Source organism: Xylophilus sp. (assembly GCA_009914555.1).
GTDB lineage: Bacteria > Pseudomonadota > Gammaproteobacteria > Burkholderiales > Burkholderiaceae_C > WNDY01.
On the sequence record WNDY01000004.1, the window covers coordinates 24,001 to 44,921 of the forward strand.

At 68.2% G+C, this 20,921-nt stretch carries 22 protein-coding genes, 1 tRNA gene and 4 pseudogenes; 9 read left to right on the top strand and 18 right to left on the bottom strand.

Features of this window, described 5'->3' with window-relative positions:
- The first annotated feature begins 2 nt into the window (after positions 1-2).
- The 3 genes and pseudogenes from lldR (at position 3) to dld (ending at position 3,672) form a co-directional block, all read left to right on the top strand.
- Positions 3-767: pseudogene (gene lldR, locus GAK38_RS03705) on the top strand (transcriptional regulator LldR).
- Complete coding sequence (lldD, locus tag GAK38_RS03710; RefSeq protein ID WP_325341550.1) at positions 764-1,903, top strand: FMN-dependent L-lactate dehydrogenase LldD; 1,140 nt, start codon at positions 764-766, stop codon at positions 1,901-1,903. The pseudogene lldR and the gene lldD overlap by 4 nt, the downstream one beginning before the upstream one ends.
- Positions 1,900-3,672 carry a D-lactate dehydrogenase gene (gene dld / locus GAK38_RS03715; protein ID WP_325341552.1) on the top strand — a complete coding sequence of 591 codons (1,773 nt, stop codon included), beginning with the start codon at positions 1,900-1,902 and terminating at the stop codon, positions 3,670-3,672. Before lldD ends, dld begins: the two co-directional genes overlap by 4 nt.
- A gap of 461 nt (positions 3,673-4,133) precedes the next feature.
- Here the strand turns inward: dld and GAK38_RS03720 are convergent, their stop codons facing one another.
- The 4 genes and pseudogenes from GAK38_RS03720 to msbA form a co-directional block, all read right to left on the bottom strand.
- Positions 4,134-5,297, bottom strand: a complete 1,164-nt coding sequence (locus GAK38_RS03720; protein ID WP_325341741.1) for an alpha-hydroxy acid oxidase — start codon at positions 5,295-5,297, stop codon at positions 4,134-4,136.
- A gap of 131 nt (positions 5,298-5,428) precedes the next feature.
- A complete protein-coding gene (locus GAK38_RS03725; protein WP_325341553.1) occupies positions 5,429-6,286 on the bottom strand; it encodes a DMT family transporter in 858 nt (285 codons plus the stop codon).
- Between the two features lie 106 nt (positions 6,287-6,392).
- Positions 6,393-6,787, bottom strand: a pseudogene (locus GAK38_RS03730) (transglycosylase domain-containing protein); the annotation flags it as partial.
- Between the two features lie 119 nt (positions 6,788-6,906).
- Positions 6,907-8,694, bottom strand: coding sequence for a lipid A export permease/ATP-binding protein MsbA (msbA, locus tag GAK38_RS03735; protein ID WP_325341554.1), 1,788 nt, complete (start codon positions 8,692-8,694; stop codon positions 6,907-6,909).
- 395 nt (positions 8,695-9,089) lie between these two features.
- On the opposite strand from msbA, the gene tolB reads away from it, so the two are divergent.
- The 5 genes from tolB to GAK38_RS03760 all read left to right on the top strand — a co-directional run bounded on the left by tolB (position 9,090) and on the right by GAK38_RS03760 (position 12,709).
- Positions 9,090-10,397: a Tol-Pal system beta propeller repeat protein TolB gene (gene tolB / locus GAK38_RS03740; protein WP_325341555.1), complete on the top strand. Its 1,308-nt coding sequence runs from the start codon at positions 9,090-9,092 to the stop codon at positions 10,395-10,397.
- 67 nt (positions 10,398-10,464) lie between these two features.
- The gene (pal, locus tag GAK38_RS03745) at positions 10,465-10,998 is read left to right on the top strand and encodes a peptidoglycan-associated lipoprotein Pal (protein ID WP_325341556.1); all 534 of its coding nucleotides are present in this window, start codon (positions 10,465-10,467) and stop codon (positions 10,996-10,998) included.
- Positions 10,998-11,789: a tol-pal system protein YbgF gene (gene ybgF, locus GAK38_RS03750; protein ID WP_325341557.1), complete on the top strand. Its 792-nt coding sequence runs from the start codon at positions 10,998-11,000 to the stop codon at positions 11,787-11,789. The genes pal and ybgF overlap by 1 nt, the downstream gene beginning before the upstream one ends.
- Positions 11,790-12,587: a tRNA threonylcarbamoyladenosine dehydratase gene (locus tag GAK38_RS03755; RefSeq protein WP_325341558.1), complete on the top strand. Its 798-nt coding sequence runs from the start codon at positions 11,790-11,792 to the stop codon at positions 12,585-12,587.
- A 46-nt stretch (positions 12,588-12,633) separates the two neighbouring features.
- Positions 12,634-12,709: transfer RNA gene (locus tag GAK38_RS03760), tRNA-Lys, on the top strand.
- Between the two features lie 212 nt (positions 12,710-12,921).
- On the opposite strand, the pseudogene GAK38_RS23820 reads toward GAK38_RS03760, so the two are convergent.
- The 14 genes and pseudogenes from GAK38_RS23820 to GAK38_RS03820 all read right to left on the bottom strand — a co-directional run.
- Positions 12,922-14,043: pseudogene (locus GAK38_RS23820) on the bottom strand (tyrosine-type recombinase/integrase); the annotation flags it as partial.
- Complete coding sequence (locus GAK38_RS03765) at positions 14,040-14,372, bottom strand: hypothetical protein (protein ID WP_325341560.1); 333 nt, start codon at positions 14,370-14,372, stop codon at positions 14,040-14,042. The pseudogene GAK38_RS23820 and the gene GAK38_RS03765, both read right to left, overlap by 4 nt.
- A gap of 73 nt (positions 14,373-14,445) precedes the next feature.
- Positions 14,446-14,661, bottom strand: a pseudogene (locus GAK38_RS23825) (helix-turn-helix domain-containing protein); the annotation flags it as partial.
- A 225-nt stretch (positions 14,662-14,886) separates the two neighbouring features.
- Entirely contained in the window at positions 14,887-15,066 is a 180-nt protein-coding gene (locus GAK38_RS03770; RefSeq protein ID WP_325341562.1) for a hypothetical protein, read from the bottom strand.
- Positions 15,063-15,218, bottom strand: a complete 156-nt coding sequence (locus GAK38_RS03775) for a hypothetical protein (RefSeq protein ID WP_325341564.1) — start codon at positions 15,216-15,218, stop codon at positions 15,063-15,065. Before GAK38_RS03775 ends, GAK38_RS03770 begins: the two co-directional genes overlap by 4 nt.
- A 5-nt stretch (positions 15,219-15,223) precedes the next feature.
- Entirely contained in the window at positions 15,224-15,649 is a 426-nt protein-coding gene (locus GAK38_RS03780; RefSeq protein WP_325341566.1) for a hypothetical protein, read from the bottom strand.
- 95 nt (positions 15,650-15,744) lie between these two features.
- Entirely contained in the window at positions 15,745-16,200 is a 456-nt protein-coding gene (locus GAK38_RS03785) for a hypothetical protein (RefSeq protein WP_325341568.1), read from the bottom strand.
- 94 nt (positions 16,201-16,294) lie between these two features.
- A complete protein-coding gene (locus GAK38_RS03790; protein ID WP_325341570.1) occupies positions 16,295-16,447 on the bottom strand; it encodes a hypothetical protein in 153 nt (50 codons plus the stop codon).
- Positions 16,444-16,671, bottom strand: coding sequence for a hypothetical protein (locus tag GAK38_RS03795; RefSeq protein ID WP_325341572.1), 228 nt, complete (start codon positions 16,669-16,671; stop codon positions 16,444-16,446). Before GAK38_RS03795 ends, GAK38_RS03790 begins: the two co-directional genes overlap by 4 nt.
- Positions 16,668-16,940 carry a hypothetical protein gene (locus GAK38_RS03800; RefSeq protein WP_325341574.1) on the bottom strand — a complete coding sequence of 91 codons (273 nt, stop codon included), beginning with the start codon at positions 16,938-16,940 and terminating at the stop codon, positions 16,668-16,670. The genes GAK38_RS03795 and GAK38_RS03800 overlap by 4 nt, the downstream gene beginning before the upstream one ends.
- Positions 16,941-17,129: 189 nt before the next feature.
- Complete coding sequence (locus GAK38_RS03805; protein WP_325341576.1) at positions 17,130-17,369, bottom strand: hypothetical protein; 240 nt, start codon at positions 17,367-17,369, stop codon at positions 17,130-17,132.
- Positions 17,370-17,610: 241 nt separating this feature from the next.
- Positions 17,611-17,778, bottom strand: coding sequence for a hypothetical protein (locus tag GAK38_RS03810; RefSeq protein ID WP_325341577.1), 168 nt, complete (start codon positions 17,776-17,778; stop codon positions 17,611-17,613).
- A 359-nt stretch (positions 17,779-18,137) separates the two neighbouring features.
- Positions 18,138-18,722, bottom strand: coding sequence for a hypothetical protein (locus GAK38_RS03815; RefSeq protein WP_325341579.1), 585 nt, complete (start codon positions 18,720-18,722; stop codon positions 18,138-18,140).
- A gap of 256 nt (positions 18,723-18,978) precedes the next feature.
- Complete coding sequence (locus GAK38_RS03820) at positions 18,979-19,470, bottom strand: hypothetical protein (RefSeq protein ID WP_325341581.1); 492 nt, start codon at positions 19,468-19,470, stop codon at positions 18,979-18,981.
- 1,056 nt (positions 19,471-20,526) lie between these two features.
- Between GAK38_RS03820 and GAK38_RS03825 the strand changes: the two genes are divergently transcribed.
- On the top strand, positions 20,527-20,874 hold the full coding sequence (locus tag GAK38_RS03825; RefSeq protein WP_325341583.1) for a Rap1a/Tai family immunity protein: 348 nt from the start codon (positions 20,527-20,529) through the stop codon (positions 20,872-20,874).
- Positions 20,875-20,921: the final 47 nt, after the last annotated feature.

The window sequence follows — 20,921 nt, forward strand, 5'->3', positions numbered from 1 at the left end:
CGATGCGCCTGGCCGATCACGTCGTCGAAAAACTGCTGGCACTCGTGCAGTCCCGCGGGCTGCAAGCCGGCCAGCGGCTGCCGGCCGAGCGGCAGCTGGCAGAGGAGCTGGGCGTGTCGCGCACCTCGGTGCGCGAGGCGATCCAGAAGCTGGCCAGCCAGGGCGTGCTCGCGGCGCGGCGCGGCGACGGCACCTACCTGCAATCGACCGCGCCGGCCGAATGGCTCCAGGACGCGCTGGCGCCGCTGGCCGCCTGATCGACGCCGACCCGCACTACCGCTACGACGTGCTGGAGACGCGCCATGCGCTGGAGACCAGCACCGCCTGGCTCGCCGCGCAGCGCGCCACCACAGCCGACAAGGACCGCATCCGCCGCAGCTTCGACGTGATGATCGGCCACCAGCAGAGCGGCCATGCCGAGCTGGCCGCGCGGGCCGATGCGCAGTTCCACCTCGCGATCGCCGAGGCCTCGCACAACGTGGTGCTGGTGCAGGTAATGCACAGCCTCTTCGCCGTGGTGCTCTCGACCGTGGAGCGCAACCGCCACGACATGTTCCGCCTGAGCGAGCCGATCACCATGCAGGCGCTGACGGTGCAGCACCAGGCCCTCATGCAGGCCATCGCCGACGGCGATGCGCCGCGCGCGCGAGTGCATCGGCGAGCACCTGGAGCATGTGCGCACCACCATCCAGCGCCTCGACGAGGACCGCGCGCGGCGCGAGCGGTCGATGCGGCTGCCGATCGCCGATACCACACGACAACCATGATCATCTCCTCCACCGCCGACTACCGCGAGGCCGCCCGCCGGCGGCTGCCGCCCTTTTTGTTCCACTACATCGACGGCGGCGCCTATGCCGAGCAGACGCTGCGCCGCAACGTCGAGGACCTGGCCGCCGTGGCGCTGCGCCAGCGCGTGCTCAAGGACATGAGCCGGCTCGACACCGGCATCGAGCTGTTCGGCGAGAAGCTGTCCATTCCCGTCGCGCTCGCGCCCGTGGGCCTGACCGGCATGTACCGCCGCCGCGGCGAGGTGCAGGCCGCGCGCGCGGCCGATGCGCGCGGCGTGCCGTTCACCCTGTCGAGCGTCTCGGTCTGCCCGATCGAGGAAGTCGCGCCGAAGCTCTCGCGGCCGATGTGGTTCCAGCTCTACGTGCTCAAGGACCGCGGCTTCATGCAGAACGCGCTGGAGCGCGCGCAGGCCGCGGGCTGCTCGGCGCTCGTCTTCACGGTGGACATGCCGGTGCCCGGCGCGCGCTACCGCGACGCCCATTCGGGCATGAGCGGCCCCAACGCCGCGCTGCGCCGCTACGTGCAGGCGCTGACCCGCCCGCGCTGGTCGTGGGACGTGGGCGCGCTCGGCCGCCCGCACGACCTGGGCAACATCTCGACCTACCTCGGCAAGCCCACCGGCCTGGCCGACTACATGGGCTACCTCGGCGCCAACTTCGACCCGTCGATCGCGTGGAAGGACCTCGAATGGATCCGCGCGTTCTGGAAGGGGCCGATGCTCATCAAGGGCATCCTCGACCCCGAGGACGCGAAGGACGCGGTGCGCTTCGGCGCCGACGGCATCATCGTGAGCAACCACGGCGGGCGGCAGCTCGACGGCGTGCTGTCGTCGGCGCGCGCGCTGCCGCGAATAGCCGACGCGGTCAAGGGCCAGATCAAGATCCTGGCCGACTCGGGCATCCGCAACGGCCTTGACGTGGTGCGCGCGATCGCGCTCGGGGCCGACGCAACGCTGATCGGCCGCGCCTTCATCTACGCGCTCGCGGCCGAGGGCCAGGCCGGCGTCGAGAACGTGCTCGCGCTGCTCGAAAAGGAAATGCGCGTGGCGATGACGCTCACCAGCGTCTCCAAAGTCGCCGACATCACCGGCGACCTGCTCGTCCCCAACGCATGACCGCCGCTGCCGTCTCACGCGAGGCGCTGCTCGACCAGCTGCGCGAAGCCGTCGGTGCGGCCCACGTGCTCACCGGCGACCAGGCCACGCGCCGCTTCCGCAAGGGCCACCGGACCGGCGAAGGCCCGGTGCTCGCGGTCGTGCGGCCCGGCACGCTGCTGGAGCAGTGGCGCGTGCTCCAGGCGGCCGTGGCGGCCGGGCGCATCGTCATCCTGCAGGCGGCCAACACCGGCCTGACCGGCGGCTCCACGCCCGACGGCGACGGCTACGACCGCGAGATCGTGCTGGTGAGCACGCTGCGCATCACCGGCGTGCAGGTCATCGCCGACGGCGCGCAGGTGGTCTGCCTGCCCGGCGCCACGCTCGACCGGCTGGAGCAGGCGCTGGCGCCGCTCGGACGCGAGCCGCATTCGGTGATCGGCTCGTCGTGCATCGGCGCCTCGGTGCTCGGCGGCATCTGCAACAACTCCGGCGGCGCGCTGGTGCGGCGCGGGCCGGCCTACACGCAGCTCGCGCTCTATGCGCAGGTGCGCGAGGACGGCTCGCTGCATCTCGTGAACCACCTCGGCATCGCGCTCGGCAGTACGCCCGAGGAGATCCTCACGCGGCTGCAGAGCGGCGACTATGCCGAAGCCGACATCGCCCACGATCCGCAGCGCGCCGCCTCCGACCCGAACTACGGCGAGCACGTGCGCGCGATCGATGCCGACACGCCGGCGCGCTTCAACGCCGACCCGTCGCGGCTGTTCGAGGCCTCGGGCTCGGCCGGCCGGCTCTGCCTGTTCGCGGTGCGGCTCGACACCTTCCCGAAGGAGCCGAGCACGGTCTTCTACCTCGGCAGCAACGACCCCGGCGACCTGACCGCCGTGCGCCGCCACCTGCTGACCGCCCTGCCCCGGCTGCCGATCGCGGGCGAATACATCCACCGCACGGCCTACGACATCGGCGAGAAATACGGCAAGGACACGTTCCTGCTGATCGACCGCTTCGGCACCGCGCGGGTGCCGGCGGCCTTCGCCTTCAAGAGCCGCATCGACGGCTTCTTCGAGCGCCTGGGCCTGCGCGGCGTGAGCGACCGGCTGATCCAGGCGGCCACCGGCCTGCTGCCCAGCCACCTGCCCGCGCGCATGCGCCAGTGGCGCGACCGCTATGAGCACCACCTGCTGGTGCGCGTTTCCGACGACACGGCCGATGCCACGCGCGCCTTCCTGTCCGAACACTTCGGCGGCAGCGCCAGCGGCGGGTACTTCGAATGCGACGCCGAGGAAGGCCGCAAGGCGTTCCTGCACCGCTTCGCGATCGCCGGCGCCGCGATCCGCTACCGCGAGGCCCACCGCCGCGACGTGGAGGACATCGTCGCGCTCGACGTGGCCCTGCGCCGCAACGACCGCGACTGGGTCGAGCAGCTGCCGGCGGAGATCGAGGCCGACGTGGTGCACAAGCTCTACTACGGCCACTTCTTCTGCCATGTGTTCCACCAGGACTACATCGTGAAGAAGGGCGTGGACCCGGTCGCGATGGAGCACCGCATGTGGACGCTGCTCGACGCCCGCCGCGCCGAGTACCCGGCCGAGCACAACGTCGGCCACCTCTACGTGGCCAAGCCGGCGCTGGCGGGTTTCTACCGCGCGCTGGACCCGACCAACACGCTCAACCCGGGCATCGGGCACACGTCGAAGCTGCGCGGATGGGGCGATGGGGAATGCTGCGCCGGCGCGCCGGCATGGCCGCAGGGATATCGGGAAACCGGTTCAGATACCCCCCAGTAGATAGCCCTGTAGCGCCAATCAGACAAGCGAAGCGGGCATATACCCCCGAAACAACGTCCGGCGGCCCATGCCGGTGCAGACGCGCCGGCCACCTCCACGGGCAGCGCGCCGTGCGCGCGCGCTTCAAGCACGACCCAATATGGGTGTTCCAGTCCTGCGATACCTCGCGCACGATGGGCTTGTCCGAAAGGCGGATGAGCAGCGTGCCGTCGTCGAAATGGGTGATCTTCACGGCTCATTCCTGGGTGTCGAAAGGGTGCATGACGATCTGGCCCACAGGTGCTTGTCGTCGCGGTAGCGGGCCTCGCCCGTGTCGATCACCCCCAACAGCTGCACGTCGCTGACGCGCGCTCGGCCATGCGGATGCGCGCGTGCCGGGTGACGATGACGGGGCGGTGGAACCGCGTACGGTGCATGAGGCTGCTCCCTCCGAGTGTTTCACCGGGACAAAGTGAGGCCCCTTACCGCGGATACGTCCCCGGCAGCAGGATGCTGCGGTCCACCGTGTCGATCTGCGTGCGGCCGCAGAAGGCCATCGTGATGTCCAGTTCCTTGTGGATGATCTGCAGGGCCCGCGCCACGCCGGCCTCGCCGAAGGCGCCGAGCGCGTAGAGGAACGCGCGGCCGATCAGCACGCCGCGCGCGCCGAGCGCCCGGGCCTTGAGCACGTCCTGCCCGCTGCGCACGCCGCCGTCCATCCAGACCTCGATGCCGCGGCCCGCGACCGCCTCGGCAATCGCCGGCAGCGCGCTGATCGACGACGGCGCGCCGTCGAGCTGGCGGCCGCCATGGTTGCTCACGATGAGCGCATCGGCGCCGCTGTCGGCCGCGAGCCGCGCATCGTCGGCGTCCATGATCCCCTTCAGGATCAGCTTGCCGCCCCAGCGCTTCTTGATCCACTCCACGTCGCCCCAGTTCAGACGCGGGTCGAACTGCTCGGCCGTCCAGCTGGAGAGCGACGACAGGTCGCCCACGCCCCGGGCATGGCCCACGATGTTGCCGAAGCTGCGGCGCTTCGTGCCCAGCATGTGCCAGCACCAAGTCGGCTTGGTCGCCAGGTTCAGCAGATTGGCCAGCGTCGGCTTGGGCGGCGTCGACAGGCCGTTCTTGATGTCCTTGTGCCGCTGGCCGAGGATCTGCAGATCCAGCGTGAGCTGCAGCGCGGTCACGCCCGCGGCCTTCGCGCGGTCGATCAGCCGCTCGATGAAGTCGCGGTCGCGCATCACATAGAGCTGGAACCAGAAGCCCGGCCCGGCGTGCTGCGCCACGTCCTCGATCGAGCAGATGCTCATGGTCGACAGCGTGAACGGCACGCCGAAAGCCCGGGCCGCGCGTGCCGCCAGGATCTCGCCGTCGGCATGCTGCATGCCGGTGAGCCCGGTGGGCGCGAGCGCCACCGGCATGGCCACATCCTGCCCGACGAGCGTGGTGCGGGTGCTGCGGCCTTCCATGTCGACGGCCACGCGCTGGCGCAGCTGGATCTTCCGGAAGTCGCTCTCGTTGGCGCGGTAGGTGCCCTCGGTATACGAGCCGGAGTCCGCATAGTCGTAGAACATGCGCGGCACGCGGCGCTTGGCGATCACCCGCAGGTCTTCGATGGTGGTGATCCTGGAGAGGTCGGGCACGGCTGGCTCCTCGTCGTACTTGCTTGCTTGAAGGGCCAGCATGGTAGTCGCCGCGCCGCGCGCCGGCGTGAGGAATGCTGCGCGGTGGATGAAAAATCTTCCTGCGCCGCGCAGACGTTCTCCTTTCACGCTCAGCGCCGCGCCAGCGCCACGCCGCCGATCGCGAGCACGAAGCCCAGCAGCTGCACAGCGGACAGCGTCTCGCCGAAGATGAGCCAGCCCTGCACCGCCGCCAGCGGCGGCACGGCCAGCAGCAGCGCAGCGGTGCGCGTAGCCTCGCCGCTGCGCATCAGCCGGATCAGCAGCGTGGTGGCGCCCAGCGAAAGGCCGACCGTGGCCCAGGCCAGGCAGGCCCAGAGCGTGAGCGAGTGGTCCCAGCGGCCGGAGCCGAACGCGGCCGCCATCGCCAGCACCACGGCCACGGCGCCCAGGTTCTGCAGGGCGCTGACGCAGCGGATGTCGCCCGCGGCCGAGGGCGTCTTCTGCACCATCGCGCCGATGGTCAGAGACAGGATACTGGCAACGGCCACCAGCACCACGGGCACCGGCAGCGCGCCCGCACCGGTGGCCAGCAGCCGGGGCAAGATGACCAGCGCCACGCCGGTGAATCCCACCGCCAGCCCGCCCCAGGTGCGAGGCGCCAACCGCTGGCGCAGCACAGCCACGGCGATCAGCGCGGTGAACAGCGGCTGCAGCGCGCCCAGCAGCGCCAGGACGCCGGCCGGCAGGCCATGCTCCATGGCCCACCAGCTCGGGCCCAGGTAGAAGCCGCTCATCAGCGCACCAGCCAGCAGGTGCGTGCCGATGCTCCGCCCGCCCGTGGGCCAGGCCGCACGTGCGACCCCGGCGGCGATGGCGAACACCGCAGCCACCAGCGCGAAGCGCAGACCGAGGAAGAGGTAGGGATCGGCATGCGGCATGGCGCCGCGTCCCACCAGGAAACCGGTGGACCAGATCAGGATGAAGGCGAAGGGAGCGAAGCTGCGCATGGCTGCAAAAAGGGGGGACGGAGGAACGCGGAGCCGCCGATGATGGCCGCATTCGCTATTTCACACCGGCGCCGCGCACTTCGATGCGTATCTCGTCGGCCGCGGCCCGCCAGTCGCCGTCGAGCAGGCGGGCGAGCTGCATGGTGATGGTCGATGCGCCGCGGTGCGCTCGTGCCACAGACTGCCCCAGGCGGTGGCCGTGGCGGCGCGCCAGTCCACGCCGCTGTGCTCGCAGAAGCGCCGGTCCTCGCTGAGGACCAGGGCGGTGCGCAGCGCCGGCGATACGTCGGCCAGGGCCGTCCACTGGCCGCGGCTGCGCACGCGCTGCATCACCGTCTCGGACGAGCGGAAGTCGCGCCGCACCTCGTCGAAGCTCGGCAGGGCCACAGCCGGCAGCACGGCGGCGGCCAGGGCCAGGGCGATCGAGCGGCGGAAAAGTAGAAACCGGGCGGGCAAGGGCACGCCCGGTTTGTAGCAAAGAGGTGTCGAAGTGCTGGGCATGGGTCACCTCCACAAACAGCCGGCCGCCAACGCTGGAGCTGTCGACCAGGCCGCGGCAGTGGGACTGGATGGCGAGCGAATGGCCAGCGCCAGAACCTTCTATCCCGGGGTATATGCACCTATCCTGCATGCGACTGCAAGCGCGCGTACAGCCCGCCCTCGTGCAGCAGCTCGGCATGCGTGCCCTGCTCCACGATGCGTCCACGCTCCATCACCACGACGCGGTCGGCATGCTCGATAGTCGACAGGCGGTGCGCGATGACGATGGTGGTGCGGCCCTGCATCAGGCGCTGGAGGGCCTCCTGCACCAGCCGCTCCGATTCGGTATCGAGGGCCGAGGTGGCTTCGTCGAGGATGAGGATCGGCGCGTCCTTGTAGATCGCCCGCGCGATCGCCAGGCGCTGGCGCTGCCCGCCCGAGAGCCGGCCGGCGTTGTGGCCCACGGGAGTGTCGATGCCTTGCGGCTGCGCGGCGAGGAAGTCGCCGAGGTTGGCTGCCTCCAGCGCGGCGCGCACCCGTGCCGGGTCGGGCGTCTGCCCCAGCGCGACGTTGGTGGCGATGGAGTCGCTCAACATCACCACGTCCTGGCTCACCAGCGCGAACTGGGCGCGCAGATGGGAAAGCTTCCATTCGGCGATGTCGGTGCCGTCGAGCTCCACCGCGCCGCCCGAGGGCAGCACGAAGCGCGGCAGCAGGTTGGCCAGCGTGGTCTTGCCCGAGCCCGACGGGCCGACCAGCGCGACCACCTCTCCCGGCGCGATGGACAGGTCCACTCCCTGCAGGGCAGGCGCCGCGGCGCCGGGATACTGCACCTGCACACCGCGCAGCGCGATGGCGCCGCGGCTCAGGGCCGGCTCCAGCGTGCCATCGGTCTCGGGTGCGGTCTCCTCGATCAGCTGTAGGCCGCGTTCCAGCGCGGCCAAGCCACGCGTCAGCGGATTGGCCAGGTCGGCCAGCCGGCGGATCGGCGCGATCAGCATCAGCATTGCGGCGATGAAAGCCACGAAGCCGCCGACCGTGCCGCCATGCGCGGCCATGCCGGCGCGGCCCTGCCACAGCGCCACACAGATCACGGCCGACAGCGCGCCGGCGGCCAGCAGCTGGGTCAGCGGCGTCATGGCCGACGAGGCGATCGTCGCCTTCAGCGCCAGCCGGCGCAGCCGCTGGCTCAGTTCGTCGAAGCGGCCGGCCTGGCCGGCCTGCGCCTGGTGCAGGCGCACGATGCGATGGGCCAGGACGTTCTCCTCGACCACGTAGGCGAGGTCGTCGGTTGCCTGCTGGCTGGCCTTGGTGATGCCGTAGAGCCGGCGCGACAGCGTCTTCATGATCCACGCCACGCCCGGGACCATGACGCCCACGATCAGCGTGAGCTGCCAGTTCAGGTACAGCAGGTAGCCCAGCAGCGCAACCAGCGTGAAGCCGTCGCGCGAGATGCCGAGCAGCGCCTGCACCAACTGGTTGGCGCCGTTCTGCACCTCGTAAACCGTGGTGTTCGACAGCGCGCTGGCCGACTGGCGCGAGAACAGCCCCAGTTCGGCGGACAGCAGCCGCTCGAAGATGCCGCGCCGCAGGGTCTGCATGCCTTCGTTGGAGATGCGGGCCAGCCCGTACTGCGAGACGAACTGCGCCAGGCCGCGCACCGCGAACAGCCCGATGATGGCGACCGGCACGGCCCACAGCGGCAGGTCGCCCTGGGTGAAGCCGTTGTCGAGCAACGGCTTGAGCAGCGCGGGGATCAGCGGCTCGGTCACCGCAGCCACGGCTGCGGCCAGCACGGCGGCAGTCCACGACAGGCGCTGGCCCGGGCCGGTGAAGTAGCGCGACAAGCGGGCCAGGCGTCCGGAAATGGTGCGTTGTGGAGGCGGCGCGGAAGCGTCGGACGGGGAAGGTCCTGAGGGGGTATGCATCAAGCGCGCATTCTAGGGAACCTCTGCACGAATCGAGCGGAAAGCGGGTGCTGCGGATCGGGAAGGCTGCGAGGGCGAGCGCCGCGGCTTCAAGGCTGCCTGCGCAGCTTGGGACGGCGTGCGCAAGCCCGGCCTCTGGTCGGGCAGCGCTCTGCAAGGGCAAAACGAAGCGATGGCTGGGGTATCGCGAGGCTTTGCAACGCCGCCGACCACCCGATCCGCAAGTGCATGCGGCGCGACCACTCGTGCAGAGAGGTTTCCCCAGGCGGGCGTCGGACGTATCCATCCCGCAAACAAGCGCACAGTTTGTCACCAGGGTCACGGGCAAGTGTGTAACATCCGCATCCTGTCAATTGGAGCTAGCTCGCAAGGTCGAGCTGTCACCACGGATGCTGATGGATACTGATCGCCGCGCCCTTTTCCCGACCACGCTCAACCGCCGCCGTGTGGTCGCTGCCGCACTGGCAGTTCCCGCGCTTCCGGCCCTGGCCCAGTTCCGGGTGGAAATCACGGGTGTCGGCCTGACCCAAATTCCCATCGCCATCGCCCCGTTCCGCGGCGAGGCGCAGAGCCCCCAGAAGATCTCGGCCATCGTGCAAGCCGACCTGGAGCGCAGCGGCCAGTTCTGCGGCGTTGACGCCTCGGGCGCGAGCCTGGACGAGACGGCACGCCCCGACGTCGCTCTCTGGCGCCAGAAGACGGCCGACGCGCTAGCCACCGGCAGCGTCACCCGCCTGTCCGACGGCCGCTACGACGTGCGCTTCCGCCTCTGGGACGTGGTGCGCAACCAAGACCTCGGCGGCCAGAGCTATGCCGTCGTGACCAACGATCTGCGCCTGGCCTCGCACCGCATCGCCGACTTCATCTACGAGAAGCTCACCGGCGAGAAGGGCGTGTTCTCCACGCGCATCGCCTACGTGACCAAGGGCGGTTCACGCTACAGCCTCTGGGTGGCCGATGCCGACGGCGAGAACGCCCAGTCGGCCCTCACCAGCCCCGAGCCGATCATCTCGCCGGCCTGGTCGCCCGACGGCGGCCAGCTGGCCTACGTGTCGTTCGAATCGCGCAAGCCGGTGGTGTATGTGCATGACGTCTCCTCCGGCCGCCGGCGGCTGGTCGCCAACTTCCGCGGATCCAACAGCGCGCCGGCCTGGTCGCCCGACGGCCGCACGCTGGCCGTCACGCTGAGCCGTGACGGCGGCTCCCAGCTGTTCACCATCGATGCGTCGGGCGGCGAGCCCCGCCGGCTCGTCCAGAGCAGCGGCATCGACACCGAGCCGGCCTACTCCGCCGACGGCCGCAGCATCTACTTCGTCAGCGACCGCGGCGGTGCGCCACAGATCTACCGCGTGCCGGCCTCGGGCGGCAGCGCGGAACGCGTGACCTTCAACGGGAGCTACAACATCTCCCCCGCCATCAGCCCCGATGGGCGCTGGCTGGCCTACGTCTCCCGCATCGGAGGCGCCTTCAAGCTCCAGGTGATGGACCTGACCACGGGAACGGTGAACTCGATCACCGACACCACCTCGGACGAAAGCCCGAGCTTTGCACCGAATGGCAAGCTGCTCGTCTACGCGACGCGCCAGGGAGGGCGGGAAGCCCTCATGACGACAACGCTGGACGGAAAGATCAAGGCCCGTCTCGCCGGTCGGGGCGGCGACATCCGCGAACCCGACTGGGGTCCGTTCCAGAAGCAGCAGTGAGCCGAGCGTGTTCCGTTTCCTTTTTCCTACCAACGTCAGTCCAGCACTTTCCTTTCAGGAGTTTCCGATGATCAAGCGCATTTCCTTGGCCCTGGCCGTTGCAGCCCTCATTGCCGGTTGCAGCTCCGGCACCAAGCTCAACGAGACCCCGGTCGAAGACAGGTCGAGCATCCCGTCGTCGTCGGCCGGCGCCAACAGCGGCGCCGCCGGCCAGAGCGGCGTGGCAGGCGTCAATCTGAACCAGGACGCCAACAGCGCGGCCGGCCCGGTCGGCGTGGCGCGCATCGTGTATTTCGACTTCGACAGTTCTGTCGTCAAGGGCGAGTACCAGTCCGTGGTCGATGCCCACGCCCGCTTTCTCAAGGCCAACCCGAACCGCCGCGTCTCCCTCGAAGGCCATACCGACGAGCGTGGCGGCCGCGAATACAACCTCGCGCTGGGTCAGAAGCGCGCCGAGGCCGTGCGTCGCGCGCTGACCTTGCTGGGCGTGAACGACGGCCAGATCGAAGCAGTGAGCTTCGGCAAGGAAAAGCCAGCTGTGCAAGGCTCCGATGAGTCGGCCTACGCGCAGAACCGCCGCGTCGAATTCTCCTACCGCTGATGCGCCTGCCGCAGCCCTCCCCGTTTCGCCGCAACCGCCTGCGCGCGGCCGTCGCGGCGGCCGCAGTGGCCTGCACCGGCTTGCTCGGCGGCCCGGCGCAGGCCGCGCTGTTCGATGACGACGAGGCCCGCCGTGCCATCATCGAACTGCGCAGCCGATTCGACGCACTCCAGCAGGACCAGCGCCGCGCGGCCGAGGATTCGGCCCAACTGCGCCGCAGTCTGCTGGACCTGCAAGGCCAGATCGAGGCGCTGCGCAGCGATCAGGCCACGCTGCGCGGCCAGAACGAGCAGTTGCTGCGCGACGTAAGCGAGTTGCAGCGCCGCCAGAAGGACATCGCCCAGGGCGTGGACGACCGACTTCGCCAGTTCGAGCCTGCCAAGGTGACGGTGGACGGCCGCGAGTTCCAGGCCTCGCCTGACGAGAAGCGCGACTTCGAAGCGGCGCTGGCCGTGTTCCGCAGCGGCAACTTCGCCGGCGCGCAGGACGCTTTCCAGAACTTCACCCGCCGCTACCCACAGAGCGGCTACAACCCCTCTGCCCTGTTCTGGCTCGGCAATGCGCAGTACGCGATCCGCAAGTACCAGGACGCCATCGGCAACTTCCGCACCCTGCTGGCGCAGGCGCCCGACCACGGACGCGCCCCGGAGGCGGCCCTGTCGATCGCCAACTGCCAGATCGAACTGAAGGATGCCCGGGCTGCCAAGAAGACGCTGGAAGACTTGGTCAAGGCGTATCCGCAATCCGAGGCGGCGGCGGCTGCCAAGGAACGCCTCGCGCGCCTCAGGTAAGTGACAGCCGCGGCCTCCGGCGCGGGCGACAGCGTCGATGAGGAACGCCGCTTCGGCGGCCTGCAGCGCCTCTACGGCGTTGCAGGCGCCGCCCGGATCCGGGCCAGCCACGTGGCCGTGGTCGGCATCGGGGGCGTCGGCTCCTGGGCTGCGGAGGCCCTGGCCCGCAGCGGCGTCGACCGGCTCACGCTGATCGACCTGGACCACATCGCCGAGTCCAACATCAACCGCCAGATTCACGCGCTGACCACGACCGTGGGTCAGGCCAAGGTGGAGGCGATGCGCGAGCGCATCGCCCTGATCCACCCAGGTTGCACCGTGACCTGCATCGACGACTTCGTCGGATCTGGCAACTGGCCCCGGATCCTTCCCGCCGATGTGCAGGCCGTCATCGACTGCTGCGACCAGGTTCGCGCCAAGACGGCCATGGCCGCATGGGCACGCCGCGAGAAGAAGCGGATACTGTTCGCGACCGTGGGCGCCGCCGGCGGCAAGCGCTTGGCCCACAAGGTCGAGATTGACGACCTGGTTGCCACGTCGCACGATCCGCTGCTCGCCAGGGTCCGCAACCAGTTGCGCAGCGAACACGGCGCGTCTCGGGACGGCAAGCGCATCGGCGTCACCTGCGTCTTCAGCCGCGAGCCTGTGGCGCCGCCCGATGCGTCCTGCGCGCTGGATGCCGGCGACGGCTCGCTCAATTGCAGCGGTTACGGATCGGCGGTGAGCGTGACGGCCACCTTCGGCCAGTGTGCCGCAGGCTGGGTTTTGGACCAGATTGCCCGAAAAGCTGTCGTATAATCATGGGCTTTGCTGCCAGTCGCCCATCGGCATTCGGACAGCAGCCGGGACGTTAGCTCAGTTGGTAGAGCAGCGGACTTTTAATCCGTTTGTCGTGGGTTCGATCCCCGCACGTCCCACCACCCTCCTCCTCAAAATCCCCTTGTAAATCAATTACTTGGGGATTTTTCGGCACGATATGTAGCATGAATTGCTTGGTGTATCCGATGCTACTGCGACCAGAACTGTGACCGGGGGTCGGGACGATAGGGTCGTCACCCTGCGGGGGTTTATTCCCGTGAAGCCGATCCAGCACCCTCGCCGCCTCCTGGCCGGTCGCCTCGGGCGACAGGTGGGCGTACTTCTGGGTCATGGTCACATTGGCGTGGCCCAGGAGCTTCGAGACCTTGTAGATCGACACGCCAGCCTGCACCAGCCGGGCGGCGAAGGTGTCGCGGAAGGTGTGGGGTGTGGCCCTGTCCTCGTTCTGGTCGCTGTTGATCCCCACGAGGTCGATGTGCCGTTGAATCGAGCGAGTGGCGTGCCCGCGCGGCTTGTTCACCCGCAGGTTCCAGGACCGCCCGAGGAGCGCGGGGAACACGTAGCTCGTGGCGAGTCCTGCCTCGGCGATAGCCTCGGCGCGGGCGCGGAGCATCGCCAGCGTGCGCTGCGGCAGCGTGAGGACGCCTTCGTTGTCCACCTTGCCCCGGTACAGGCTCACGATGCCGGCGGCGAGGTTGCACTGTGACCAGCACACCTCGGCGACCTCCTTGTAGCGGGCGCCGGTGTCCAGCAGGAACATCGTGAGGTCGTAGGCGTCGATGGCGGACTGGTCGAACGACCGTTGGTCGGCCTCCTCGCGCAGGGACGCCAGCAGCGCGGCCTCCTCCTCCGGCCTGAGCCAGCGCAGCTTGCCTTTGCGTTCCTTCATTTTCAGGGACGCCGCCTTGTTGCGGCCGGCGGTGAAGATCAGGGGCGGGCTCGGGACCACGACGGACGCGGCCTTGGCGTAGCCGAGCAGCGTCTGGATGAGGGACATTTCGCGGTTGACGGTGGCCGGCGCGTTGCCCTCCTTGAGTCGGGCCGCCTTGAGGGCCACGAGGTCGGCCTGGGCCAGTTCATGCACGACCAGTTCCTTCGAGAGGCCGTACCGGGCGCCCTCGGCCATCACCCAGGCCGTGCCCTGCTGTTGCAGTTCGTCGCCGAACAGCTTGCGCACGCGGCTGAGGTTGGTGCGGTGATCGCGGTGCGTGACCTCCGATGCGGCCAGCCACTCCTGCGCCAGCGCGTGCAGCGTGAGCCGCTTGTGGCCCCGCCGCCGGGCTGCGAGGTCCTCGGCAACCTGCCGGCGACGCTCGACTTCCCACGCCTGCGCCTCGGCCTTCGTGGTCTTTCCCGTGGACTCCCGGACGGTGACCCCGCCCAGGGAAAACTTGCACTGCCAGACGGCAGATTCGTTACGCTTGTAGACGGTCATTGGATGGCGTGGGTGATGGGGGTGCAGAGGGCTTTAGCCGCCAGCGGTGCCCGCAGGGTCTGGTCCAGTGGCAGCACCAGCAGTTCGCGGCCCGCATAGGATGTCAAGACGCACCGCTCGGCGTACAGCGTCAGCGTCAGGTAGTCCTCGCCGTCGTAGGTGAAGTGGACCCAGGGGTTGATGTCCAGCAGGTCCTGGTCCTCAACTACGGCGCCGAGCGTCTGCAAGTCGCCCAGCAGCGTCGGCATCGCCCTTTGCCGGTACAGAAGGGACTCGGGAGGTGCGGCGTGCGAGAACTGGATCAGGGCGAGGGAGGCGTTCGATTGCATAGGGGTTTTTGCCGTAGAGGGCGAGGTACAGGAAGGGCTCCACGTAGTAGAGGTATGTCTGGGCCAGCTTTTCTTCTGGCACCCGAATGGCATCAGCCCATCGGGCCAGTTCTCCGGGTGGGAGCGCGGACACACCTCGCTCGATTTGTGACACCGTTGTCGGGTAGCTGTAGTCAAGTTGTATCGCAAGGTCCAGTTGGGTCAACCCGGTGGCTTCTCGGGCCGTTTTGAGCCACGCCCCGAAGCGCTTGCGAAGAACTCGGGCCGTGTTGGATGTGGGAACAGTCATAAGGCACCTTTCGTGTTTTGGAGGGTAGGCAGAGCGGGAGTACGAGAGTAGAAGACGCCTAAGTGACAAATGCTACTACAAAACGCAACTAAACGCCCAGCGAGCCCTACAGGGGACAGCCGACTCGCTGGCCCCACGTTGTAACCTGGGATCACATTGATTCACGGCGAGTACCGTGTATCTCTATGAATACTTAGAGGGTCCTGCTCTCATCCTGCGGGGGTTTTATTCGCGGGACGGGATCGAAGCATCCTCCAGGTCCACCGCGCGATCCGCGAATCCCAGGAGGACGCAGGCCGCATAGCGGTCGAAGGTCAGCGGGGACCAGCCGGCGACGGCCTTGATGGTCTCGGCGACCACGGGGTCCGCCCTGTCGGCCAGAGCGTGCAGTTCGGCATCGGTCATACCAGCGCCCTCCACTCCCGTCGCCCCTCGCTGTCCGTGGTGCGCACGACCCAGGCGGCAGGGCCGTAGGCGGTGCGGGTGAGGCGCAGGCCCTCGCTGCGGGTCATGGGTCGTCCGGCGTCCACCAGGGCGCCGTGTAGGTGCAGCGGCATGCGGGTCACAGCAGGCCCCTCAGACGCTCCAGCGCGGTCGAGGCGGTGGCCTTGGCCTCGTCCAGCCCCTCGGAGTCGCAGGGGTCGTGGTCGAGCCAGTTCATGGCCTCCAGGCCGCGCAGCGCTTCCACCAGTTCCGTGTAGGTGGGCATGGCGACGTTGCTGAGGTGGCTATCGGCGACGGCCTCGACCGCACCACGCTGGCGCCGGGCCTTGTCGCAGTCGTCGCAGACCCGCTGGCCGTGCGCGATGAGGCGCAGGCAGTCCCGGCAGTTCGGTTGCAGGTCGGCGCCGATTCGGCGGTAGCTACGGGCCTGCTCGGCATAGACCGGGCGGCAGTACAGGGGCGCCACGCCGCCGCAGTCGGTGCAGACGGGCTCCAGGGTCAGCGAGGGCGCCACCAGGGCGCCGCATTTGGTGCAGGAAGGCATGGGGATGCAATGCAGTGAACGGGCAACAGCGCCCGCGCATGGCCCCGCGTTAGTAGGGGCATGCACTCGTGCTGTCAGGTAGCGGGTGACCCGTGCTAGGTCCGGGACGCAATGAGGGCCTCGGCGCTGCCGTGGTCGGTCACGGTGAAGGCGACGCTGCGGCCCTTGGCATCGGCAACGGGTTGCAGGTGCAGGCCGATGGCCTCAGCGATGCGCTGGATCGACGCGAGGCCCTGGCCGCCGTCGAGGACGATGCGATCCCGCAGCGGGCGCCACGTCATGGCGCGGTGGTCCTTGTGGTAGTAGCCCGGGATGCCCACGGGTCGGCTGTGCCACTTCCCATAGGGCGCGGATCGGTACAGGGCCGCGAGGCGGGTTTGGTGGGCCTCCTCCAGCCAATCGGCCACGACGGTGCCGAGCATGTCGTAGCCGCCGCCGTAGCAGCGCCAGCGCCGGCCGGTTGTGGGGTCGGTCAGGCGGCAGATCGGGTAGCCATAGGTGTCCCGCGCCCGCGAGGTCGTCCAGGTGATGGTCAGGTGTGTGGCGGTCATGGGTTGTCCAGCAGGTGGGCGAACAGCGGGCCGGTGAACAGCGCAGCCAGGATGGCCGCCTGCGCCAGTTCGATAAGGGCGTGGCGGATGCGCTTCATTGCACGTCCACCATTTGCACCACGAACGCCCGATAAAGCGGGTTGCAGGTCGCGGCGTAGTCCTCGGCGTCCTGCCGGCTCAGGAAGCCCCTGCGGGTCAGCAGCAGGACGGTGCCGTTCGGGTCGTACCCGAGCACGAAGAAGGTCATGGCGCTGCACCCAGGTGTTTGTTGATCGCGGCCACGGCCTCGTCGGCGCAGGCTTGCCACGCTGCACCAGACAGGAAGGGCGAATCCAGCAACCGAGGGTCGGCGGCCTGCACCTGCTTGGCGTAGCGGGAGATAGCCTCCAGCACGAACGCCTGCATGAGCGGCCCGCTGCGGGCGAAGCCCATCAGGTCGGTGACAACTTCGGTATTGGTGCGGCGGCTCATGCTTGGGCGTCCTCCAGGCCGCTCTCGGCGCTCTCGATGGCGCTGATGGCGTCGTCTAGTTCGCTGCTGGCGTCCTCCAGCTTGCTGGCGGCCTCCTCGCTGGCTTGGCCCCGTTCGGAGGCTTGCAGGCTCTCGGGCATGGCCTCGAAAGCGTCGGATTCCTCGGTGCGCAGGTCGTCCAGTTCATCGCGGAAGGACTCCAAGCGCGAGCGCAGTTCAGAAAGCGCCTCCAGGTGCGCGGCGATGGCCTTGCGGCGGGTGTCGTTCATAGGGGTCTCCAAGGGATGTCAGGGCAACAGCGCCCACGCCTACGGCCTTTCTGCAAAGCCGCAGGCATTCGAGCTGTCAGGGGTGGTCCAGCAGGTGCGCGAACAGGGGCGCGGTGAACAGGAACGCAATGCACGCGGCCTGCGCGAGTTCGATGAGGGCGCTACGGATGCGCCGGGCGGTGTAGGGGTTTACGCGCGGCCTTCCTCTGCAAGCAGCTCCGCGATAAGCCGGTCCGCGAGCGCCGCGCGGGCCTCATGTAGTCGCTTGGTTTCCTCGTCGCGCCACGCAGGCATGGGAGACGCAGCGCAAACCGGGTAGTACGTAGAGCCGGCCGGCAGCAGTTCGGGGGCGTCGAGACAGCCGCAGGTCAACAGGTCCAGACCTTTGAAAGCCATGTGCTGCGCGGCGACAAAGTGTTCGTGGTCCATAGCGCACCACGCTGCCTCAATTCGGGCTTGGTACGGATTCATTAGCGGCCTTCGTCCAGCGCCGCCTGTCGGCGATCTGCCTCCGCGATGGCGCGGGCAAGGCCCAGGGTCGGGCCACGGCCTATGGAGGCGCAGCGAGCCGAGTGGGTGATGCCAGTGCGGTACACCTCGAAGCCCCGGGCCCCTACGTCGAGCACCCAAAAGTCGCGGGTCTCGTATTTGATTTGGTCCTCGCGGTATCTCATGTGTGGGCCTCGTCATAGGCTTCCTGCAAAGCATCCGGGCAGACACCGAGGTGCCGCGCTGCTTTAGGGTGGGCGTCTGGGTACTCCCATCCCTCGCGGATCAACTGGTGCAGGTACTTCAAGGCGCAGCGGACGAGATAGGGCGATGTGGACGGGCGGGTCATTCGAGGGTCTCCAGTAGCCCCGGGAGGTCCGGGAATTCAGGGTTGAAGGGCATGGCGGTGCAATGCAGGGAAAGGGCAACAGCGCCCACGCATGCCGCCTACGGTCTGACCCGCAAGCGGCAGGCATTCGTGCTGTCAAAGCGGGGCGCGACAGGTGTCGCAGTGCGTGTCCGGGAGGTCGTCCCAGCGGAACACGGCATGCAGCCGGTTCCCTTCGCGGTCCTCGGCGTCCACTGGAATTCCGTGGCCGTCTAGGCCCTCATCGGCGCGGCCCGTTGCGAGGGACGCGAAGCGGCGCCGGGCGCAGGCGGGGCAGTGCGCGGCTGCTTCGTAGGTGTAGGCGACGATGCGGGACACGCTCAGGCCCCCTCGTATGCGGCGCGGGCTTCCTCAAAGTCCCGGCGGGCAGCCCGCAGTTCTTCGATGCGGCCCCGTGCGTGTTCACGATGGCGGGCGCTGACGTTGCGGGCCTGATAGGCCATGTCCACGTCGCTGGCGACTGCCTCGCAGTGCCCTTCGGCATCCTGCATCGCGTCGAAGCGTTCGGAGTCGGCGCGGGCGTCCTCCGCGAAGCGTTCGGCGAGACTGTCAGCAGCGCGGGTCGCGTCGTCTTCGTCGTCGTAGAGGTCACCGAAGTAGCAGCGCTCCCCGTTGTCGTCCCAGTGGTAGCCGGCGAGGAAGCGACCGTGTGGCAGTGCCACCACGATGCCCCGCGCCTTGCCGTTGCAATGGTTGTCGGTGAACCATCCGGTGTGGCGCAGGTTCACCACTTCGTCGGCGTAGCGCTCCCGGTCGAATGCCGGGCCGTCATGGGTGACCCATACGGGCTCCACGCCATTGCGACCGCCTGACAGGCCGGTGTGGCTGGTCGGCTTGGCTAAGCGCACATCGCGCCACGTCATGGGGCCGACCCAGTTGGGCTGCGCGGCTTCCTTGCGGAACATGGCGAGGCGCCGGGAGGCCGGGACTCGCAGGGACGGGTAAACGGTCGGCATGGCTCAGGCCCCCAGGACGCGGCGGCGGCGCACGATGCGGACGTTGACGGCGTGGAAGTAGCCGGCGCCCCCGACGAAGGCGACGCGGCCGTAGAAATGACTGCGGGTCATGGTGTTTCCCTTGAGGGTTGCGGGTCAAAGCGCCCGACACTGGCTGCGCGATGCACTGCCAGTAGCTGATGCTCTGTCGCGTAAGTGATTCGTGCTACAAAAGGACCAAGGAGGCGAGCCGATCCCTTGCGTACTGCAATTGATCGTCAATGAACCCGCCGGTCTCGGCGAAGTGCTGCACCTGCCCTACTGTGTCGATCCAAATTAGCCGCGCTTCGAGCGAATCGGCGCCGAACGCTTTGGACACTTCGTCTACGTGGCGCACTGCCGTGGCGAACTCGCCGGCCGTGGTGAAGTCATGGCGGAATGCGGCGTGATACACGTCGTGGATGTAGCGGAATGCCCAGTTGGCTTCTGCCGACGTGTAGATCGTTTTGTCCGATGCGCCGGCCCATACACGGAACCCGCGCCGGGCAGCATTGCACTGCCGGAATTCTTCGGCTACCGCCTCGTAGGTCTCGGGATACCCTTCGGACACGGGTTCATAGCTGAAGCCCACGTCCTTCGCCAGACGGTGCGCCCGATCCAGCGTCCACCGCGACAGCGCTTTACGGGCGCCGGACAGCATGTTTTCCGTGATTTGCATGTTTAGCTCCAATGGACAAAGGTTTGCAAAGCGCCCTTTGCTTAGACGCTTTGGGAACCCGGGTAACTTGTGCTACCCGAGAGCCAAAAAAAAAGAATCTCTCAATTTTTCAGGAGCCGGCCTGAGCCGTTCGCATGGCATTGCGATCAATGCCCTTGCCTTTATGTCGTGCCGCAGTGCGATGACTGCGATGTGGTGAACTGTAGCATGACTTGCTTAGCTTGTCAAGCGCCGCAGTGTCTCGGGCTTTTTTGGTCGGCACCAGCGGCGCCTAGACTTCATTGACCCCGGCAGGTCTACCACGCTTTACTGTTTGTCCGGGTGCCGATGAGGGCATGGGTTGAAATGTAATGGCAAAAGTAGCATGCGTCAACTAGTTTATCTAACGCTATTGAAATTAGGCAAAAAAGCAACGCATCCTAACGGGCGCGGGAATCGTAGGGATGCGCAGGGCTCGCCACGGGCGCAGGGATGCCCCTACGCGGCCGGCAATGGCACCTAGACGGCGCCACGGGCGCAGGGATAGGCCACGGGCGCAGGAACGTCCTAGACGGCGCCACGGGCGCAGGAAGGGACGCGGGATGCGCCGTGCTCAGGTAGGAGTGCGCACGGGACGCATGGGACGTTCTGGGACGCATGGGACGAAAAAACAGCAGCCCGAAAGTGCGCACGTGCGGCCGAAAGCCGGCAGGGACGGCCTGCGCACCCCTACGCCCACGGGATCGCCCTCGCCTACCGGGCCGGCCTGCGCCCACGGGATCGGCCCGCATGGGCGCCCTATGGGATTCGCAATCCTATGGTTGCATCCCATTCTTCGAGGGAAAGCCCTGCGTCCGATGGCACTGTGTGCCCTGTCTGTGTGTCCGATGCGCCCGACGCAGGCCGCCCGGCGCCACCCCGGCCGCCCCTTGTCCACACGGCGATTCGCCACGATCCACAGGACGAGGCCGGGGGCCACGGGGGCGCCTCGCGCGGCCGGGGGTGCGCCAGCAGTGGTCACGGATTTCTGGGAAGAAAATGAGGCCGGAGGTCCCAGGGCGTCACTATGATCCCGGGATGCTCAAGAAACTCGCGGCGACCTTGTTGATCGCCCTCTGTGCCTCCAGCGCCTCTGCGGACTTCCTGGATGGCACCCAGCTTCTCCGTGCCCTCCGGGACCCGCAGGCGCTTCCTTTTGCAGACGGCTACATAGCGGGCGTCGTGGACAGGTCGCGGGCGGTCACGCGCCTGTCCAACAATACCCCGGACGGGCTGTGCTTCAACCTACCGGGTGAGGTAACCGTGGCGCAGCTCACGTCCGTCGTGTCGCAGTGGCTGGATGGGCACCCGCAAGAGCGTCGCTACAACGCATCCGGGCTGGTGCGCGTAGCTCTCTCCGAAGCATTCCCGTGTAAGCCGCTCTAAGCCCCTGAGAGGCCCAGGAGCCACCGCAGCCACGCGGTTGATAGCCA

Bases quoted from the DNA above. Each gene is read 5' to 3' on its own strand.
- lldD (WP_325341550.1), top strand. From the start codon at position 764: ATGATCATCTCCTCCACCGCCGACTACCGCGAGGCCGCCCGCCGGCGG.
- dld (WP_325341552.1), top strand. From the start codon at position 1,900: ATGACCGCCGCTGCCGTCTCACGCGAGGCGCTGCTCGACCAGCTGCGC.
- GAK38_RS03725 (WP_325341553.1), bottom strand. From the start codon at position 6,286: ATGCGCAGCTTCGCTCCCTTCGCCTTCATCCTGATCTGGTCCACCGGT.
- msbA (WP_325341554.1), bottom strand. From the start codon at position 8,694: ATGCATACCCCCTCAGGACCTTCCCCGTCCGACGCTTCCGCGCCGCCT.
- tolB (WP_325341555.1), top strand. From the start codon at position 9,090: ATGGATACTGATCGCCGCGCCCTTTTCCCGACCACGCTCAACCGCCGC.
- pal (WP_325341556.1), top strand. From the start codon at position 10,465: ATGATCAAGCGCATTTCCTTGGCCCTGGCCGTTGCAGCCCTCATTGCC.
- ybgF (WP_325341557.1), top strand. From the start codon at position 10,998: ATGCGCCTGCCGCAGCCCTCCCCGTTTCGCCGCAACCGCCTGCGCGCG.
- GAK38_RS03765 (WP_325341560.1), bottom strand. From the start codon at position 14,372: ATGCAATCGAACGCCTCCCTCGCCCTGATCCAGTTCTCGCACGCCGCA.
- GAK38_RS03770 (WP_325341562.1), bottom strand. From the start codon at position 15,066: ATGACCGATGCCGAACTGCACGCTCTGGCCGACAGGGCGGACCCCGTG.
- GAK38_RS03775 (WP_325341564.1), bottom strand. From the start codon at position 15,218: ATGCCGCTGCACCTACACGGCGCCCTGGTGGACGCCGGACGACCCATG.
- GAK38_RS03780 (WP_325341566.1), bottom strand. From the start codon at position 15,649: ATGCCTTCCTGCACCAAATGCGGCGCCCTGGTGGCGCCCTCGCTGACC.
- GAK38_RS03785 (WP_325341568.1), bottom strand. From the start codon at position 16,200: ATGACCGCCACACACCTGACCATCACCTGGACGACCTCGCGGGCGCGG.
- GAK38_RS03790 (WP_325341570.1), bottom strand. From the start codon at position 16,447: ATGACCTTCTTCGTGCTCGGGTACGACCCGAACGGCACCGTCCTGCTG.
- GAK38_RS03795 (WP_325341572.1), bottom strand. From the start codon at position 16,671: ATGAGCCGCCGCACCAATACCGAAGTTGTCACCGACCTGATGGGCTTC.
- GAK38_RS03800 (WP_325341574.1), bottom strand. From the start codon at position 16,940: ATGAACGACACCCGCCGCAAGGCCATCGCCGCGCACCTGGAGGCGCTT.
- GAK38_RS03805 (WP_325341576.1), bottom strand. From the start codon at position 17,369: ATGGACCACGAACACTTTGTCGCCGCGCAGCACATGGCTTTCAAAGGT.
- GAK38_RS03810 (WP_325341577.1), bottom strand. From the start codon at position 17,778: ATGACCCGCCCGTCCACATCGCCCTATCTCGTCCGCTGCGCCTTGAAG.
- GAK38_RS03815 (WP_325341579.1), bottom strand. From the start codon at position 18,722: ATGTTCCGCAAGGAAGCCGCGCAGCCCAACTGGGTCGGCCCCATGACG.
- GAK38_RS03820 (WP_325341581.1), bottom strand. From the start codon at position 19,470: ATGCAAATCACGGAAAACATGCTGTCCGGCGCCCGTAAAGCGCTGTCG.
- GAK38_RS03825 (WP_325341583.1), top strand. From the start codon at position 20,527: ATGCTCAAGAAACTCGCGGCGACCTTGTTGATCGCCCTCTGTGCCTCC.